General features: G+C 68.1%; 13 protein-coding genes and 1 tRNA gene. 7 read left to right on the top strand and 7 right to left on the bottom strand.

Going from position 1 to position 18,464, the window contains the following annotated elements; all coding sequences use genetic code 11:
- Positions 1-3: 3 nt before the first annotated feature.
- Positions 4-3,495 (top strand): hybrid sensor histidine kinase/response regulator, encoded by a 3,492-nt coding sequence (locus tag HAV22_RS15945; RefSeq protein WP_166860219.1) that lies wholly within the window; start codon positions 4-6, stop codon positions 3,493-3,495.
- Complete coding sequence (locus HAV22_RS15940; protein WP_166860217.1) at positions 3,492-4,412, top strand: diguanylate cyclase; 921 nt, start codon at positions 3,492-3,494, stop codon at positions 4,410-4,412. Before HAV22_RS15945 ends, HAV22_RS15940 begins: the two co-directional genes overlap by 4 nt.
- Here the strand turns inward: HAV22_RS15940 and HAV22_RS15935 are convergent, their stop codons facing one another.
- Entirely contained in the window at positions 4,413-4,856 is a 444-nt protein-coding gene (locus HAV22_RS15935) for a DoxX family protein (RefSeq protein WP_166860216.1), read from the bottom strand. It lies immediately after the preceding gene.
- A 322-nt stretch (positions 4,857-5,178) separates the two neighbouring features.
- On the opposite strand from HAV22_RS15935, the gene HAV22_RS15930 reads away from it, so the two are divergent.
- From HAV22_RS15930 to HAV22_RS15920, 3 genes are all read left to right on the top strand, one after another.
- The gene (locus HAV22_RS15930) at positions 5,179-5,433 is read left to right on the top strand and encodes a hypothetical protein (RefSeq protein ID WP_166860214.1); all 255 of its coding nucleotides are present in this window, start codon (positions 5,179-5,181) and stop codon (positions 5,431-5,433) included.
- A 339-nt stretch (positions 5,434-5,772) separates the two neighbouring features.
- Entirely contained in the window at positions 5,773-7,353 is a 1,581-nt protein-coding gene (locus HAV22_RS15925) for an isocitrate lyase (RefSeq protein WP_166860212.1), read from the top strand.
- Positions 7,354-7,552: 199 nt separating this feature from the next.
- Entirely contained in the window at positions 7,553-8,509 is a 957-nt protein-coding gene (locus tag HAV22_RS15920; RefSeq protein WP_166860210.1) for a family 43 glycosylhydrolase, read from the top strand.
- On the opposite strand, the gene HAV22_RS15915 is transcribed toward HAV22_RS15920, so the two are convergent.
- The 3 genes from HAV22_RS15915 to HAV22_RS15905 form a co-directional block, all read right to left on the bottom strand.
- On the bottom strand, positions 8,475-11,591 hold the full coding sequence (locus tag HAV22_RS15915; RefSeq protein WP_166860208.1) for an efflux RND transporter permease subunit: 3,117 nt from the start codon (positions 11,589-11,591) through the stop codon (positions 8,475-8,477). The two genes, HAV22_RS15920 and HAV22_RS15915, sit on opposite strands and share 35 nt — an antisense overlap.
- Entirely contained in the window at positions 11,588-12,706 is a 1,119-nt protein-coding gene (locus HAV22_RS15910; protein ID WP_166860205.1) for an efflux RND transporter periplasmic adaptor subunit, read from the bottom strand. The genes HAV22_RS15915 and HAV22_RS15910 overlap by 4 nt, the downstream gene beginning before the upstream one ends.
- A gap of 72 nt (positions 12,707-12,778) precedes the next feature.
- A complete protein-coding gene (locus tag HAV22_RS15905) occupies positions 12,779-13,396 on the bottom strand; it encodes a TetR/AcrR family transcriptional regulator (RefSeq protein WP_208296222.1) in 618 nt (205 codons plus the stop codon).
- A 90-nt stretch (positions 13,397-13,486) separates the two neighbouring features.
- Here HAV22_RS15905 and HAV22_RS15900 point away from each other — a divergent pair, with 90 nt between their 5' ends.
- On the top strand, positions 13,487-14,962 hold the full coding sequence (locus tag HAV22_RS15900) for an efflux transporter outer membrane subunit (protein WP_166860202.1): 1,476 nt from the start codon (positions 13,487-13,489) through the stop codon (positions 14,960-14,962).
- Positions 14,963-14,974: 12 nt separating this feature from the next.
- On the opposite strand, the gene HAV22_RS15895 is transcribed toward HAV22_RS15900, so the two are convergent.
- The 3 genes from HAV22_RS15895 to HAV22_RS15885 all read right to left on the bottom strand — a co-directional run bounded on the left by HAV22_RS15895 (position 14,975) and on the right by HAV22_RS15885 (position 16,508).
- Entirely contained in the window at positions 14,975-15,397 is a 423-nt protein-coding gene (locus HAV22_RS15895; protein ID WP_166860200.1) for a DoxX family protein, read from the bottom strand.
- A 105-nt stretch (positions 15,398-15,502) separates the two neighbouring features.
- A complete protein-coding gene (locus HAV22_RS30855; protein WP_208296221.1) occupies positions 15,503-16,057 on the bottom strand; it encodes a hypothetical protein in 555 nt (184 codons plus the stop codon).
- A 377-nt stretch (positions 16,058-16,434) separates the two neighbouring features.
- Positions 16,435-16,508: transfer RNA gene (locus tag HAV22_RS15885), tRNA-Cys, on the bottom strand.
- A gap of 159 nt (positions 16,509-16,667) precedes the next feature.
- Here HAV22_RS15885 and HAV22_RS15880 point away from each other — a divergent pair.
- Positions 16,668-18,449, top strand: coding sequence for a PHA/PHB synthase family protein (locus HAV22_RS15880; protein ID WP_166860198.1), 1,782 nt, complete (start codon positions 16,668-16,670; stop codon positions 18,447-18,449).
- Positions 18,450-18,464 lie beyond the last annotated feature (15 nt).

Here is an 18,464-nt window from a genome sequence, read left to right as displayed (position 1 = left end):
ACGATGGTCGCACTACCCTTTTCCCTGTTCCCGCGCGGCCTACGCCTGCTCGCACTGGCGCTGCTGTTCACGCTGTCGTCCCTCGCCGGCATGGCGCGCGCCGCGCCCGGCCCGCTCATGCTGGACGACGCCACGGCGCACATCGAAGCCTGGCCGGCCGTGAGCCTGCTGCGCGACCCGGACGGCCGTCTCGACGCCGCCACCGTCGCCGCCGCGCCCGACCGCTTCGCCGCGCCGCAAGGGGCCTACGCCACCCTGGGCATGGAAAAAGGCGTCGTCTGGGTGCGCATCCCCGTGCGCACGGCGCCGGACGCGAACGGCGCGTGGGCGCTCAAGGTCGACTTCGGCCTGCTGAACCGCGTCGACCTGTACCTCGTGCGCGACGGCCGCATCGAGCGTCATGCGCTGGCCGGCTCGGAACGGACGCTCGCGCGCGGCCCCGACGCCCTCGGCGGGCCGGTGCCGTCGTTCGCCCTGCGCCTGGCGCCGGATGCGTCCTACGACGTCCTGCTGCGGGTGGAGACGAACGGGCCGAAGATCCTGCCGATCGGCTTCGAGAAGCCGGGCGCTTTCTACCAGGCCGCGCTGCACGACCGCCTCGTGCAGGGCATCCTCACGGGCCTGTTCCTGTGCCTCCTGCTGTACAGCCTCGCGCAATGGATCAACCTGCGCGAGATCCTGTTCGCCAAGTACGCGCTGCTGATCGGCGGCCTGGCCATGTACAACATCGCGTGGTGGGGCCTCGGCGCCGAATACCTGTGGGGCGCGAGCGGCTGGGCTACCGTGCACGCCACCGGCATCATCTCCCTGATGACGGCCTGCGGCGGCTACCTGTTCGTCGGCGAGGCGCTGACGCGGCCCGGCGTCGACCGCGTGTTCCCGCGCCTGATGCGCACGGGCGCCGTGCTGTGCGTGCTCGCGGCCACCGCGTTCGGCTTCGACCTGATCCACGACGCCGCCCTCGTCGCCATCATCGGCTCGCTGGGCATCATGCCGATGCTGCTGGGCCTTCCCGGCGCGTTCAACCGCGCGCGCCGCGGCGACACGGTCGGCATCTACTTCCTCGTCGGCTGGGCCGCGAGCTTCGTCAGCTCGGCGATCCAGGCGCAAGTCATCAAGGGCGGCCTGGACGCCACCTACTGGACCCTGAATTCCACGCAGTTCGGCGGCACGTTCGACATGCTCGTGTTCATGCGCATCCTGGGGCTGCGCACGAAGAGCATCCAGGACGCGATGCTGCGCGCCGAGGCCGCGACCCGCATGAAATCGGAATTCCTGGCCAACATGAGCCACGAGATCCGCACGCCGATGAACGCCATCATCGGCATGAGCCGCCTGGCGCTGATGGCCGACCCGAATCCGAAGCAGCGCAACTACCTCGGCAAGATCCTCGGCGCGGGCGAGCACCTGCTGGGCATCATCAACGACATCCTCGACTTCTCCAAGATCGAGGCCGGCCGCATGACGCTCGAAGTCGTGCCGTTCGACCTCGACGACATGCTCGAGCACCTGGCCAGCCTCGCCGCCATCAAGACCGATGCACGCCGCGTCGAACTCGTGTTCTGCGTGCCGCGCGGCGTGCCGGGCCGCCTCGTGGGCGATCCGCTGCGCCTGGGCCAGGTCCTGATCAACCTGACCAACAACGCCGTCAAGTTCACGGAAGACGGCGAGATCGTCGTCGCCGTCGACGTCGTCGAGCGCGCGGCGGGCCGCGTCGTGCTGCGCTTCTCCGTCAGCGACACGGGCATCGGCATGGACGCCGACCAGCTGGCGCGCCTGTTCCAGTCGTTCACCCAGGCCGACAATTCCATCACCCGCAAATACGGCGGCACGGGCCTGGGCCTGTCGATCTCGAAGCAGCTCGTCGAGCTGATGGGCGGCACGATCACCGTCACGAGCACGCCGGGCGTGGGCAGCCGCTTCACCTTCACCGTCCCGCTGGGCATCGCCGACGCGGCCGCGGAAGCCGCGCCGGCGCCGGGCAGCCAGCTGCAGCGCATGCGCGTGATGGTCGTGGACGACAGCCCCGGTGCGCGCAACGCGCTCGTCGAGATGCTGGACGGCTTCGGCATCCAGGCCGATGCCGTCGCCTCGGGCGAGGAATCGCTGGCCCGGCTGGCGCAGGCCGTCTCGGAAGACGCGCCGTACCAGGTCGTGCTGATGGACTACATGATGCCGGGCTGGGACGGCGTCGAGACGATCCGCCGCATCCGCGCCGACGCGCGCTTCACGGCGCCGCCCGCGATCCTGATGGTCAGCGCGTGCACCCGCGAAGGCGTGCTGCAACAGGAAGGCGACCTGCCGCTGTCCGGCTTCCTCACGAAGCCCGTCGGTCCCGCACTGCTGTACGACAGCCTGCTGCAGGTGCTGCGCCCCGACCTGGCGGCGCCCGCCACCGGCGCGGGCAGCCAGACGCCCGCCGGCCGCCAGTCCGACGCCGACCGCCTCGCGGGCGCACGCATCCTGCTCGTTGACGACAACGCCAACAACCGCGAAGTGGCGCTGGACTTCCTCGCGCTCGCGCGCATGCACGTGGACGCCGCCGCCAGCGGCCAGGAAGCCGTGCGCATGGCGCAGAGCGGCGACTACGACCTCGTGCTGATGGACATCCAGATGCACGAGATGGACGGCTTCACGGCCACGCGCGCCATCCGCGCCCTGCCCGGCTGCGCCACGTTGCCCGTCGTCGCCATGACGGCGCACGCGATGGCCGGCGACCGCGAACGGAGCCTCGCGGCCGGCATGAACGACCACGTCGTCAAGCCGATCGACCCTGACGTGCTGCTGCGCACCCTCGTCAAGTGGATCGATCCGCGCCGTCTCGAAGGCCGCGCCGTGCCCGCACCCGCGCCGATGCCCGCGGCCGCGGCCGCGCCCGCGCTCGCGATCGCCACGCCCGCGCTGCCCGTCGTGCGCGGCGTGGACTGGCGCCGCGCGCTGGCCAACGCCGGCGGCCAGCACCAGCGCCTGCGCCGCCGCGTCGCCGGCTTCCTGCAGGAATACGCGACGGCGCCGCAGCTGATGCGCGACGCGCTCGCGCACGGCGACTACGCGCCGCTGCAGTCGCTGGCGCACAACCTGAAATCGGGCGCCGCCTACATCGGCGCCGTCCAGCTGGCCTCGCTGGCGGACACGCTCGAGCACGACCTGCGCAGCGGCCGCGCGGAGCGGGTGTCCGTGCTGGCGCCGGACCTGATCGTCGCGCTGGACAGCGTGCTGTCCGGCCTCGCGCGCATCGACGCCGCCCAGGCGCCGCCCGTGAGCGGCCTCGATGCGGGCGCCCTGCTCGCGCGCCTGCGCGGCTTCCTGGAAACGGACGACGCGCGCGCCGAGGACGCGCTGGCCGAGCTGCAGGCGGCGCTGCCGGACGCGCGCCACGCGGTACCGCTGGCCGCCATCCGCGCCGCCGTCGACGAGATCGAGTACAAACGCGCGCTGGTCCACCTCGACGTCCTCGAACGGGCCGTCGACACCCAGGCGGAGGCCGCATCATGAACCACGTGGAACCGCAAAAAGTCCTGATCGCGGACGACGATCCGATCAACCGCCAGGTCCTGGCCGAGCTGCTCAAGCCGGAATACACGGTGCTGCTCGCGAAGAACGGCGAACAGGCGCTGGAACGGGCCGCGCGCCACGCGCCCGACCTGATCCTGCTCGACGTGATGATGCCCGACCTGGACGGCTACGAAGTGCTGCGTCGCCTGCGCGCCGACCCGCAGCTGGAACAAATCTCGGTCATCTTCATTTCGGGCCTGGCCCGGCCGGAAGACGAGGCGATCGGCCTCAAGCTGGGCGCGTCGGACTACATCACCAAGCCGTTCAACGCCACCGTCGTGATGGCGCGCGTGGCGCTGCACCTGCAGCTCGTGCGCCAGCGCCGCATCCTGGAGCGGCTGGCGCACGTGGACGGCCTGACGGAACTGGCGAACCGGCGCCGCTTCGACGAGATGTACGCGCAGGAATGGCAGCGCGCCCAGCGCAACGGCTGGCCGCTGTCGCTGGCCCTCCTCGACATCGACGCGTTCAAGCAGTACAACGACTACTACGGCCACCCTGCCGGCGACCGCGCGCTGCGCGCCATCGCGCGCACGACGGCCGCAGGCCTGCGCCGCCCGGCCGACCTGGCGGCGCGCTACGGCGGCGAGGAACTCGTGCTCCTCATGCCGGATACGGACGGCGTCCAGGCGCGCCACCTGGTCGACGACGTGTGCGCGGCCATCGCCGCGCTGGAAATGCCGCACGCGGCGTCGCAGGTGTCGCCCGTGCTCACGGTCAGCGTGGGGGGCGCGACGTTGGGCGGATACGGGCCGGAAAGCGCGGCCGAATTGTTCGAGGCGGCCGACGAGCATCTGTACCGCGCCAAGCAGGACGGGCGCAACCGCGTCGTGTGGCGCGGCCTGATCGGCGGTTGATCAGCGGCGCCGCGGCGCCAAGGTCGACACGACCAGCAGGCCCCCGACGATGCACACGTGCTCCATGAACGGAATCAGTTGCGCGTGGCGTGCGGCGCCCGTCGCGTGCCAGAAGCCGTGATACAGCACGGTCGCAAGCGCCGTGAACGCGGCCAGCGCCCAGCACGCGGGCTTCAATAGCCGGCCCGCGACGATCGCGGCGCCGCCCGCCACCTGCAGCAGGATCGTCAGCGCCAGCGTCAGCACGGGCGCCGGCAGCCCGCCCGCCACCACTTCCTGCAGCGCGCCGGGCCAGCCCTGCACCTTGTCGATGCCGGCCCACAGGAACAGCACGCCGACGAGCACGCGGCCGGCGGTGCGCACGGTGTCGTCCGGGCCGCGTGCCCGCGCGGAGGGCGCGGCGGCGGCGCGGGCGTTGGCGAGATCGAGATCGGGAGTCGTCACGGGCATTCCTTTGTGCGCTAGGTTCGGATCGCCCGAATCTACACCGGCCGCCGCGATAACGGCTCCGTCTTTGGATGGATGCGCCGCCGCGCCGGCGGTGCTAGCCGCGCTGCATGGACGCCGCGCGGGCGCCGTCCGATCGTGGTCCGATGTACAATCGACCGACGATCAACGGTGCATGGCAACGCAATGGCTCACGCTGCATTCATGACAGGCCTCCTCGCGCGCGCCGCCGGCAGTTGCGGCAACGGATCGGTTTCGCGCTCGCGCTCTGCCTGCCCATCGGCTGGCTGTTGTTCAACGTCGACTAGAAGGAGGTACCGTGCGTCCCGATATCACCATCTCGACGGTCGATCCCGGGCGTGTCCGAAGGGGACCGCATCGAATGGCCCATCCGAACGGCGCGGACGTGGTCGACGTGCTGTACCAGACCGAGCGGACGGGCGACTTCCACCGCTGGCGTCAACCGGCAGTCATGCACCTGGCCGATAACCGCTATCACGAACAATCATTGGACCTTTGTTGTGCGATGCAGCATCATGATTCCTGTCTCCTCTATCTTCCTCCAAGAAAATAGATTCAAGCCCGCGAACAGCGGGCTTTTTTTTATCCCGCCGCTGCGCGCACCATTTTCCCCACCTCCGTCGATGCCTGTCGGCCCGCGTCGGCTCCCCATTTTTCACTCGGCTGAATAGCGTTCCACGATGTGGGATTTCAGCCTTTCAACAGGCGGGATAAATATTCCATTCCGCAAAATTATTTGCCGCATTACGGAATGAAAGAGATAACTCATTGAAAATGCTCGGTTAATTTAATTCGCAACTCTTATATAAGACAGAAGATTTAAGTGGTCCGGATCTCTTATGATGAACCCATGCGCTTCACCACTTTCGATTCACTTTTCATGGAGTTCGACATGTCCGATTACCAAAACGATATCCAGGCCATCGCTTCCCTCAAGCAGCGCTACGGCAGCGGCTGGGATGCCATCAATCCGGAATCCGCGGCCCGCATGCGCGCCCAGAACCGCTTCAAGACCGGCCTCGACATCGCCCGCTACACGGCCGCCATCATGCGCCGCGACATGGCGAACTACGACGCCGATTCCTCGAAGTACACGCAATCGCTGGGCTGCTGGCACGGCTTCATCGGGCAGCAGAAGCTGATCTCGATCAAGAAGCATTTCAACAACACCGACCGCCGCTACCTGTACCTGTCGGGCTGGATGATCGCCGCGCTGCGCTCGGAATTCGGCCCGCTGCCGGACCAGTCGATGCACGAAAAGACCGCCGTCCCCGCGCTGATCAAGGAGCTGTACACGTTCCTGCGCCAGGCCGACGCCCGTGAACTGGGCGGCCTGTTCCGCCAGCTGGACGCCGCCGAAGGCGCCGCGAAGGCCGCGATCCAGGACAAGATCGACAACTTCGTTACCCACGTCGTGCCCATCATCGCCGACATCGACGCCGGCTTCGGCAACGCGGAAGCAACGTACCTGCTGGCCAAGCAGATGATCGAAGCGGGCGCCTGCTGCATCCAGCTCGAGAACCAGGTGTCGGACGAGAAGCAGTGCGGCCACCAGGACGGCAAGGTCACCGTGCCGCACGAAGACTTCCTCGCGAAGATCCGCGCCGTGCGCTACGCATTCCTCGAACTGGGCGTCGACGACGGCGTGATCGTCGCGCGTACCGACTCGCTGGGCGCGGGCCTCACCAAGCAGATCGCCGTCACGCAGGAACCGGGCGACCTGGGCGACCAGTACAACAGCTTCCTCGACGTGGAAGAAATCGAGGCGGCCGCACTGAAGAACGGTGACGTCGTCATCCAGCGCGGCGGCAAGCTGCTGCGTCCGAAGCGCCTGCCGAGCAACCTGTTCCAGTTCCGCGAAGGCACCGGCGAAGCCCGTTGCGTGCTGGACTGCATCACGTCGCTGCAGAACGGCGCCGACCTGCTGTGGATCGAGACCGAGAAACCGCACATCGGCCAGATCGGCGGCATGGTGAAGGAAATCCGCAAGGTCATCCCGAACGCGAAGCTCGTGTACAACAACAGCCCGTCGTTCAACTGGACCCTGAACTTCCGCCAGCAGGTGTACGACGCGATGAAGTCGCGCGGCGAAGACGTGTCGGCCTACGACCGCGCCCACCTGATGAGCGCCGAGTACGACGATTCGATCCTGGCCAAGGTCGCCGACGAGCGCATCCGCACGTTCCAGGCCGACGCGGCGCGCGAAGCGGGCATCTTCCACCACCTGATCACGCTGCCGACGTACCACACGGCCGCCCTGTCGACGGACAACCTGGCGAAGGAATACTTCGGCACCCAGGGCATGCTGGGCTACGTGGCCGGCGTGCAGCGCAAGGAAATCCGCCAGGGCATCGCCTGCGTCAAGCACCAGAACATGTCCGGTTCGGACCTGGGCGACGACCACAAGGAATACTTCAGCGGCGAAGCGGCGCTGAAGGCCGGCGGCAAGCACAACACGATGAACCAGTTCTGATCGGCGCCTGGCCGGCCTGGCGCCGGCCAGGCTGGACAGACACAGCCCGAACGCGGCCACCCGGCCCGTTCGGGCTTTATGTTTGGGACAGGCCGTTATCGATATCAAATTCGTATCCAGCTATGAAATATTCGGATACGCGGTACTGTCCCGGCGCGCGCGGGTTTAGCATCGGTGGATATCGTTACCGGAATCCATCATGACAAGACTCGCCGCCCTGCTGTTCGCACTCTCCCTACCCGCTTTTGCGCAATCGCCGCAGGCCGCGCAGCCGATCTCGCAACGCTTCGCCGCCGACCCGTCGCCGCACTATTTCAAGACCAAGGACGGCGGCATGTTCTACCTGTATGCGACGGACGACGCGTCGAACTCCGGGAAGTACTGGGACTCGACCACGTGGCGCCTGTACACGTCGCGCGACATGAAGACGTGGCAGGACGCCGGCATCCCGCTGGCCGTCACCGTCTTCAAGTGGGCGCGTCCGGACGCGAAGGCATGGGCGCCGGAAGCGGCCTACCGCAACGGCAAATACTATTTCTACGCCCCCGTCGGCGGCGACCGGATCGGCGTGGCCGTGTCGGACCGGCCGGACGGCGGCTTCGTCGACGCGCGCAAGGATGCCCTGGTCGACCGCGCGCGCGACGTCAACGCGGGCGACGAGCCGATCGACCCGGCCGTGTTCATCGACAAGGACGGCCAGGCGTACATGTACTTCGGCACGCGCGTGCCCAAGGTCGTCAAGCTCAAGCGCGACATGATCTCGCTCGACGGCCCGATCCGCATCGTCGGCATCGAGGGGTTGCCGGCGTCGGACTCGAAGAAAAAATACGGTGAAGCGCCGTTCATGCACGAGCATAACGGTGTGTACTACTTCACGTTCTCGTCGGGCTGGCCGGGCCAGATCCTGTACGCGACGGGCAAGTCGCCGATGGGGCCGTTCACCTACGGCGGCGTCGTGCTCGACTACCTGAACATCTCGACGAACCACCAGGCCATCGTCGAGCACGGCGGCAAGAGCTGGCTGTTCTACCACGACAACCTGCTGCCCGGTGGCAGCGGATGGCGCCGCGCGATCGCGATCGCGCCGCTCGAGTATGGCCCGGACGGCGCGATCCGGCAGGTCAACGTGGTGCCGGCGCCGGCGGCGCAGCCATAGCATTCGTCCCCACAGGAGCCGGCGTGCGCGCGGGCGCCGGCGCGATCTTGAACCAGATCGCGTACATCGCCGGCAGGAACACGAGCGTCATGATCGTGCCGGCGAACGTCCCGCCGATCAACGTGTAGGCGAGCGTGCCCCAGAACACGGAATGCGTCAGCGGGATGAAGGCCAGCATCGCGGCCAGCGCCGTCAGGATCACGGGCCGCGCCCGCTGCACGGTCGCCTCGACGACGGCGTCGAACGGCGCCAGTCCATCCGCCCGGTTGTGATCGATCTGCCCGATCAGGATCAGCGTATTGCGCATCAGGATGCCGGACAACGCCACCAGACCCACGAGCGCATTGATGCCGAACGGCTGGCGGAACAGCAGCAAGGTCGGCACGACGCCGATCAGCCCCAGCGGGCTGGTCGCGAACACCATCACCATCGACGCGATCGAACGCACCTGGAAGATGATGACCAGGAGCGTGAACGCGAGCATGATGGGGAACAGCGGCAGCAGCGCCGCGTTCGCCTTGCCGGCCTCCTCGATCGATCCCGCCGTCTCCAGCTTGTAGCCGGCCGGCAGCGCGGCAACGATGGGCTGCAGCGCGTGCTCCATGGCCACGGAGACGTCCGGCGGCTGCAGGCCATCCGCGATGTCGCCGCGGATCGTGATCGTCGGCACGCGGTCGCGCCGGCGCAGCACCGGTTCCTCCGGCCGGACGTCGACGGTGCCCACTTGCGCCAGCGGCACGTGCTGGCCCGCCGCGCCGACGAGCGTGAACGCGTTGATGCGCGCCGGGTCGAGACGCACGTCGCCGGCCGCGCGCGCGACGACCTGGACGGACCGGATATCCTCGCGCACGGCCGTGACGGGCACGCCGCTCAGCAGGAATTGCAGCTGCTGCGCCACGGCGGCCGATGTCAGGCCGACGGCCTGCAGGCGGTCCTGGTCCAGGGTCAGGTGCAACGTGGGCACGCGCGTGCCCCAGTCCGTGTTCACGGTGCGCATCTGCGGACTCGCGCGCATCACGGCTTCGACCTTGGCGGCGACGGTGCGCAAGGTATCGGGGTCCGGTCCGGACAGGCGGAACGCCACCGGATACGGCGAGTACGGGCCGAACACGAGTTGCGTGACGCGCACGCGCGCCTGCGGCGCCAGCCCGTCCGCGATGGCCGCGCGCAGGCGCTCCTTGAGCGCTTCCCGTTCGCGCTCGTCGCCCGTCCGGATCACGATCTTGGCGAATGAAGGGTCGGGCAGCTCGGGGGCCATCGCGAGGTAGAAGCGCGGCGCGCCCTGGCCGACATACGCCGTCACGGTGCGCGCCTCCTTCTGCGTCGCCAGCCAGGCCTCGACCCGCGCGGCGGCGGCCGACGTCTGGCCGATCGCCGTCCCGTACGGCATCTGGACCTCGACCAGCACCTCGGGGCGATCCGACGTCGGGAAGAACTGCTTCTTCACGATGGCCATGCCGGCACCGGCCAGCACGAAGGCGCCGACCACGACCAGCGCGACCAGCCATTTGCGCCGGATCACAGTGCCCAGCAGGCGCCGGAACCGGTTGTAGTTCGGCGTGTCATAAATGGCATGATGACCTCCTTCGACCTTGGCGATCGCCGGCAGCAGCTTCACGCCCAGATAAGGCGTGAAGACGACGGCGACGATCCACGACGTGACGAGCGCGATGCCGACGATCCAGAACATATTGCTCGTGTACTCGCCGGCCGTCGACTTCGCGAAGCCATTCGGCATGAAGCCGATGGCGGTGACGAGCGTGCCGGACAGCATGGGCGCCGCCGTGTGGCTCCATGCATACGCCGATGCCTGCACCCGGTCATAGCCCTCTTCCATTTTGACCACCATCATTTCGATGGCGATGATGGCATCGTCGACGAGCAACCCGAGCGCGAGGATCAGCGAACCGAGCGTGATGCGATCGAAATTCTTGCCCGTCGCCGCCATGACGACGAACACGGCGGCGAGCGTCAGCGGGACGGCCGTCGCGACGACGAGGCCCACGCGCCAGCCCATGCTCACGAAGCACACGACCATCACGACGAGCAACGCGACGAAGAACTTGACCATGAATTCGTCGACGGCGCCGCTGATGTTCACGGCCTGGTCCGTCACCTTCGTCAGGCTCATGCCCAGCGGGATGTCCCGGTTGACGGCGGCGACCTCGGCATCCAGCGCCTTGCCCAGGTCGAGGCCGTTCCAGCCGTCGCGCATGACGACGCCCAGCAGCAGCGCGGGCTCGCCATTGTTCCGGATGAGGAAAGTCGCCGGGTCCTCGTAGCCGCGCTCCACCGACGCCACGTCGCCCAGCTTCAACGTGCGGCCCTGCGCCGCGACCGGGGTATCGCGGATCGCCTGCAGGTTGTCGTAGGCGCCGTCCAGCCGCACGAACACCTGCGCGCCCTTCGTGTCGATCGAGCCGGCCGGCGTCAGCACGTTGTGCGCGTTCAGCGCGGCGAAGATGTCCTGCGGGGCGATGCCCAGGGTGGCGAGACGGTCGTGCGAGAACGACACGAAGATGCGCTCCGCCTGCTCGCCGATGATATTGACCTTCTTGACGCCGGCCACGTGCAGCAGCCGCTGGCGCAGCGCTTCCGCGTCGCGCGCGAGCAGGCGCGCGGGCTTGCCTCTGGCCTTCAACGCGTACAGCGCGAACGTGACGTCGGCGAATTCGTCGTTCACCATCGGGCCGGCAACGCCGGCCGGCAACGTGCCCTGCACGTCCTGCAGCTTCTTGCGGGCTTGATAGAACTGGTCCGGCACCTCGGATGGCGGCGTGCTGTCCAGCAAGGTCACCATCGTGAACGCGAGGCCGGGCCGCGTATAGGTTTCCGCGCGTTCGTAGTAACGCAATTCCTGCATGCGCTTTTCGATCGGCTCCGCCACCTGGTCCTGCATCTCGCGCGCGGTGGCACCGGGCCAAGCGGTGATCACCGTCAGCTGCTTGACAGTGAACGGCGGGTCTTCCGCGCGGCCCAGCTTCAGGAAGGCCAGCACGCCCGCGACCGACACGAGCAGGATGAGAAACAGCGTGACGGACCGTTCGCGCACGGCCAGTGCCGACAGGTTGAAGCGGCTCATCGCATGCCCCCTGCTGCTGCGGCGACGGCCACCTGCCGCGCCGCCCCCTCCACGCGCACCTTGTCGCCTTCGTGCAGCAGGTGCGCGCCCAGCGCCACGACGCGGTCGCCGGCCTTCAGCTCGCCCGTCACGCGCGCCACGTCGTCGCCGATGCCGACCACGTCGACGCGGCGCCACGTCACCTTGGCCGGATTCCCCGACACGGCCCAAACGCCGCTGCCCTTGCCGCCATCGAGGACGGCCGCGGCCGGCACCCGCAACGCCTGCGCGCCGGCCTCGCCATCGCCCTCCAGGCGCAACGTGACCGTCGCACCGAGGGGTGCCGCGGCGAGCGGCCCGTCGAGAACGTATTTCGCCTCGTACGTGCGCGTGACGCGGTCGGCGGCGTCCGCCAATTGCCTGAGCCGGGCGCGGCCACCGCCCTGTCCACCATACAACGTGGCCTGCGCTGCGCTGCCGATGCGGGGGCGCATCGTTTCCGGCAGGTGCACGATCGCCTCGCGCGCGCCCGCATGGGCCAGCCGCACGACGGTCTGGCCGGCGCCCACGACCTGGCCCGGCTCGGCCAACGTGTCGACGACGACGCCATCGGCATCCGCCACGAGCAGCGCATAGCCTGCGGCGTTGCGGGCGACGTCGTACTGCGCTTCCGCTGCGCTCAGCTGGGCCTTGGCCGCGTCAGCCGCCGCCTTCAGCTGGTCGTACGCGGAGGCCGACACGGCGCCGTCTGCCACGAGGTCGCGGTAGCGGGCTTCGTCGTCGCCCGCCTGGCGCGCGCGGGCGCGGGCCGCCGTCACGGCGTCGGACGCCGCCCGCGCCTGCAGGCCCAGGTCGACGGGATCGATGCGCATCAGGGGCTGGCCCCGACGCACGGTCTGGCCGGCGTCGACCAGGCGCTGCACGACCTTGCCCGGCACGCGGAAGCCCAGCTCGCTCTGGACCCGCGCCCCGATGACGCCGGTGAAGGATGGCGCGGTGGACGTGGCACCCTGAACGAGTACGGTCTCGACGAGGGGCGCGGCCGTGCGCGGATCGGCGGGCGGTTTGTCGCCGCACGCGGCCAGGACAATCGGTAACGCAAGCAGCACATGCGTACCCCGTGAGCGTATGGACATGGGAGCTCCTTTGGTGGAAAACCCCCATTCTTCTACCAGTGACCAAATAAGTCAATGGTCACAAACGCGATATCACGGCGCGAGGCTGCGGAGGACGAGGCTGGCGAGCAGGGACGTCGCCTCGGCGGCGCCCTCGAGGTTATATTGCAGCAGCAGCGGATTGACGTAGGGTTTCATGACGAGGCAGATCGCGCCCGCCGTCTCGTCCAGCGGCGTCTTGCGTTCGAACTCGCCGGATTCGCGCCCTTCACGGACGATTCGCACGACGAGGTCCTCGATGTAGCGCTCGTACGCCTGCGCGGACGGCCACGGCCCGCGGGCGGCAGCCGCAGCGATGTCGTACAGCTTGCGGTCTTCGAAGAACAGCTGCGTGCCGGCATCGACAAATGCCCGGAACATGCGGCGGAAGCGGTCCGATGCACTCGTCGCGTCCGCGATGGCCTCGTCGACGGCTTGCCTCATGCCGTTCAGGCAATTGGCGCAGATGACTTCGCCGATCGCCTGTTTCGAATCGAAGAATTTGTAGATATAGGCCTTGGAAAAACCGATCGCCTTGGCCAGGTCGGACACGGTCGTTTTTTCGTAGCCGTAGCGGGCAAAATACTCGGTGGCGGCGTCGACGACCTGGGTCCGGACGTCGTGGTCGGACGGCCCCCGGCTCGGCGGTGCGGATGGGATGGAAGTGTTCATGGCCATAGCTTAACGCGTGGAACGGTTATTTGACAAAGTGTGACCAATGTGTATTATGGTCACTCGTCACCATATTTTGAAGGATACGCCATGTTCCCCATCCGCCTGCTCGCGGCGGCCGTCGTTGCCGCGCTGGCAACAGGCTGTGCCGTCGGCCCCGACTACCGGCGCCCGGACGCGCCCCTGCCCGACCACTACCTCGGGCAGGCGCCCGGTCCGCACGGCCCGGCAACGGTGCAGGCGGCGTGGTGGGACGGCTTCGGCGACCCGCAGCTGACGCACTACGTCGCGCTGGCGCTGGAACAGAACCTCGACCTGGCGCAGGCCGCGGGCCGCGTGGCCCAGGCCCGCGCCGGCCTCGGCGCGGCCGACGCGGCACTGCTGCCATCCGCGGCCGTCACGGGCTCGGCCACGCGCGCCTACCAGTCGGCCGAGACCCAGGTCGGCAGGCTCGTCGCCGCAGGACCGGGTGCCGACCGCTGGGGCAACGCCTACGAGGCCAACGTGAGCGCGAGCTGGGAAATCGACCTGTTCGGCGGCCTGCGCCGCGGGCGCGAAGCGGCGCGGGCGGACTACCAGGCGTCGGCAGCCGATGCCGTCGCCGTCCGGCTTGCCGTCGCCGCCCAGACGGCGGACGTCTACATCGGCATCCGCGGCCTCCAGGCCCGTCTCGCCATCGCGGAGCAGCAGGTCACGACGCGCCGCGACCTGCTGGCCAAGGTCAAGCTGTTGTACGGCAAGGGTGTGGCGTCCGACGCCCAGGTGCGCCAGACGGAAGGCGAACTGGCGCAGGCCGAAGCCGCCGTGCCCGCGCTGCAGGCAGGCCTGGACGCGGCGTTGAACGCGCTGGACGTGCTGCTGGGCAGGCCACCTGGTACGGGCCGAGATGAATTGCGTGCACCGGCCGCGATCCCGGCCGTGCCGGCGCTTGGCGCGACGGGGACGCCCGCCGACCTGCTGCGGCGCCGGCCCGACCTCATCGCGGCGGAACGGCGTGTGGCGGCGGCGCACGCACGCATCGGTGCGGCGATGGCGGAATACTACCCGCACGTGTCGCTCGGGGCCTTGCTCGGGAGTGCAACGACGCTGTCGGCGGGACATCTGCTCAGCGCCGGTGCGAACCAGGACGCGGCCGTGCTGGGCCTGCGCTGGCGCTTGTTCGACTTCGGCCGCATCGACGCCCAGATCGCCGAGGCGCGCGGCCGCGAAGCGGAATCACTGGCCGCGTACCGGCTGGCCGTGCTGCATGCGGCGGAGGACGTCGAAAACGCGTTCTCGACACTCGCCCACCGGTCGCAGCAAGCCGGCGTCCTCGTCCGCGGCGAAGATGCGCTCACGCGCGCACGCGCGTCGTCGTTCGCTGCGTACCAGCGGGGCGCGGCGAGCCTGATCGACGTGCTGCATGCGGACGAAACGGTGTTGCGCACGGCCGATGCCCGCGCCCAGGCGCAGGCGGACGCGGCGCGCGCCGCGGTGGCGGCCTACAAGGCGCTCGGGGGCGGCTGGGATCCGGACACTCCGCCGCACGGCATGGAGAACGTGGCGGCGCTGGCGCCCGGGGGCTGACGCTTCAGCCGGTCAATTCCAGCGGCCGCCCGCGCCGCCGATGCTGTAGCGGCCGGCGCCGATCAGGGCAAGCACGACGGCGCTGCCGAGGTACATCCCCTGCAGTTCGAGCGCCCAGCCGCCGGTGTCGGACACGGTGAAGAACTGGTGGGTATGCACGAGCAGAAGCGCCACGATCATGTTGACGACGACGATCAGCGCCGCGGCGCGCGTGTACAGGCCGACGAGGATCAACAAGGGCGCGACGACCTCGCCGATATACACGAGATACCCGAGCCCCGCCGGCAGGCCCGCCTTCGCCAGCATGCCGCCGATGAAACCGACGCCTCCGATGAGCTTGGAAATGCCGTGGAACAGGATCAGGATCGAGAGCAGCAGGCGCAGCAGCAGCTTGCCGGCGTCGTCGTACGTGGGGATGCGGTGCGTCGTTTCCATGGCGGCTCCTCGTGCGTGAATGTTCATCGCGAAACGTCCGATGCGGAACATTGTACGCCTGTCGAGGTGGTTCATCTGTTCCGCGCGTGCGGGCGTCGCCGGACTTCAGCCCCCCAAATGGCGGATGATGAATTCGTCGTGAGAAGGGAAAGCGTCGTCCTCGGAATCGGATTGCACTTCTCTCAGCAGTTGCCCTGCCTGCTTTGTCGATACATCGTGACCGGCCTTCTGCATTTCTTCGCGAAAGACATTTGCATTGGCGCCCGCGGGACTGTGCTTTGAACCGAGTACGTGCGCGGGGGGAATCGAGTCCCTGGTGCGGAACGCCGGCCCCTCGGAATAGGGGTCGTGCTCCAGATGAACGTTGTTTGCAACGCCAATCGTGCGCACGAGCGCCGGCTGGTCAGGGTCGGCATACATCGCGAAGTCTTGCGCCATCTGGCGGCTGCTCGATAAGTAGTGGTGCTCGCTCGATGCGGTGACCCCGCCACGACTGAATCTCATCATGAAATTGCCGCCGCCGCCCTCGGTCGCTCCGTCGCTTTTGCGATCCTTCTGGAAGCCATTTTTGCGAATCGATGGCACGTGCTCGCGCTTTGTTCCGTGGTAGAGCGTGCTGTCCTGGTATATGCGCTTGGCAAGCGGGACCAAACCGCTCAAAGCCGGGTCGACACGGGATCTCCGTAGCGACGGGGCTTGGTCGTTCCGCTTTTCAACATCCGATTCATATCCATCGGACTCACAGGTGGCGGGAGCGTGCGCCGCGCCAGTTTTGGAGATACAGCCACCCATAGCGATTTGAGGTTAGTTAACAAAGGGCACAATTGTGAGCTTGCTCCTGGGAAGGCATGGCGCGAGTGGCGAAAATATGTGCACGGTTCCGAAGATATGTTCACCGGACACGGCGTCAAGGCGGCGCGACGCGACTAATGAAGCGGCACGGTCGCGTGGATCGATGAGAGAGTCGAATCGTCTTCGATGCCGGTGGAACTGCCGCAGATGTAGAATGGCGCGGGAGCGCTGATCTACAGATATGCTGGAGGCGAGGACGTGAGTCGAACACGTCTGAACGGCTTTGCAGGCCGTCGCATTACCGCTTTGCTACCTCGCCGAAGAAAATAGTACGTCGACCGCCGAGTTTCCACCTGTGCTGCATCAAACGTCCTGGTTCCTCGGCACGGCACTAAGCGGCCGCAGCGTGGTCAAAGGGGTATGATCCTGCGAAAGGAAGCGTGATGCACAGCCCCTTCTCCGTCCCGGCCGAGGCGCCATGAACATCCTGTCCCATATCCCGCCGAGCGAGCAACGGCGCGAAGCCAGTACCTGGCAAGGCGGTCCACGCCCGCACTACCCTGAGGCCAGCGTCGCGCACGCCCACATCGACCTGGCGCTGAACGCGGCGCTGGGCCGCCTGACCGGCTACGTGTCGCCGGCCGCGCTGGCCGGCGCGTGGTACGACTGGGCCAGCCATTTGCTGCTGTCGCCCGCCAAGCAGATGGAACTCGGCGTGCAGGCCGTCGGCAACCTGCAGCGCTGGATGCAGTACAGCGCGAGCGCCATGTTCGGCACGCCGGCGGAGCCCGTGCAGCCGCTCGCGCAGGACAAGCGCTTTGACGATCCGCTGTGGCATGCATGGCCGTGGAACCAGCTCAGCCAGGGCTTCCTGCTCACCCAGCAATGGTGGCACCGGGCCACGAACGACGTGCGCGGCGTGTCGGCGCACCACGGCGACGTCGTCACGTTCGTCGCGCGCCAGCTGCTCGACGGCGTGGCGCCGTCGAACTTCATCGCCACCAACCCGGTCGCGCAACAGGTCACGTTCGCCAGCGGCGGCCAGAACCTCGTGCACGGGCTGTTCCGCGCGGGCGCGGACGTGCGGCGCGCGCTGGCGGGCACGTCCGCGCCCGTCAGCCATCGGCCCGGACGCGACGTCGCCGTCACGCCCGGCAAGGTCGTGATGGAAAACCACCTGATCGAACTGCTGCGCTACGATCCCGCCACGCCGCAGGTGCACGCCGTGCCGCTGCTGATCGTGCCTGCCTGGATCATGAAGTACTACATCCTCGACCTGTCGCCGCAGAACTCGCTCGTGCGCTACCTCGTCGAGCACGGGCATACGGTGTACATGATCTCGTGGAAGAACCCGCAGGCCGACGATCGCGACCTGTCGCTGGAAGACTACCGCCACCTCGGCGTGATGGCCGCGCTGGACACCGTCGTGCGCGAGACGGGCGCCCCGCAGGTCAATGCCTGTGGCTATTGCCTGGGTGGCACCCTGCTCGCCATCGCGGCGGCGGCGATGGCGCGCGACGGCGACGAGCGGCTGGCCAGCATGACCTTGCTGGCGGCCCAGGTCGACTTCACGGAACCGGGCGAGCTGTCGCTGTTCATCGACGAAAGCCAGGTCAGCTTCCTCGAAGCCGTGATGTGGCAGCAGGGCTATCTGGACACCCGCCAGATGGCCGGCGCCTTCCAGTTGCTGCGCTCTAACGACCTGATCTGGTCGCGGCGCCTGCGCCACTACCTGCTCGACATCCCGGACAAGGCCAACGACCTCGCCTCGTGGAATGCGGACGCGACCCGCATGCCGTGTCGCATGCACGCGCAATACCTGCGCAACCTGTTCCTGCAAAACAGCCTGGCGAGCTCGCGCTACCTCGTCAACGGCCGGCCCGTTGCGCTTACCGACATCCACATCCCGATCCTGGCTGTGGGCACGATGACGGACCACGTCGCGCCTTGGCGCTCCGTCTACAAGATCATTCCGTTGAGCGACACGTCCGTGACATTCCTGCTGACGTCGGGCGGGCACAACGCGGGAGTCGTGTCGCCGCCGGGCACGCCGGGCCGCACCTACCAGATGAGCACGCACGAGCACGACGCCCCCTACGTCGATCCGGACAGTTGGCAATCGGACACCCGCATCCGCGAAGGCAGTTGGTGGCCGGCATGGGAACACTGGCTCGCCCGGCTGGCAGGGCCATTGACCGCGCCACCGCCGCCGAGCCGCCCGCTGCGCGACGCGCCCGGCTTGTACGTCTTGCAGCCGTGACGGGTCGTCACCCCG

It is taken from the genome of Telluria antibiotica (assembly GCF_011682055.1).
GTDB classification, from domain to species: Bacteria; Pseudomonadota; Gammaproteobacteria; order Burkholderiales; family Burkholderiaceae_D; genus Telluria; species Telluria antibiotica.
This window is presented reverse-complemented; position numbering and strand designations above follow the sequence as displayed.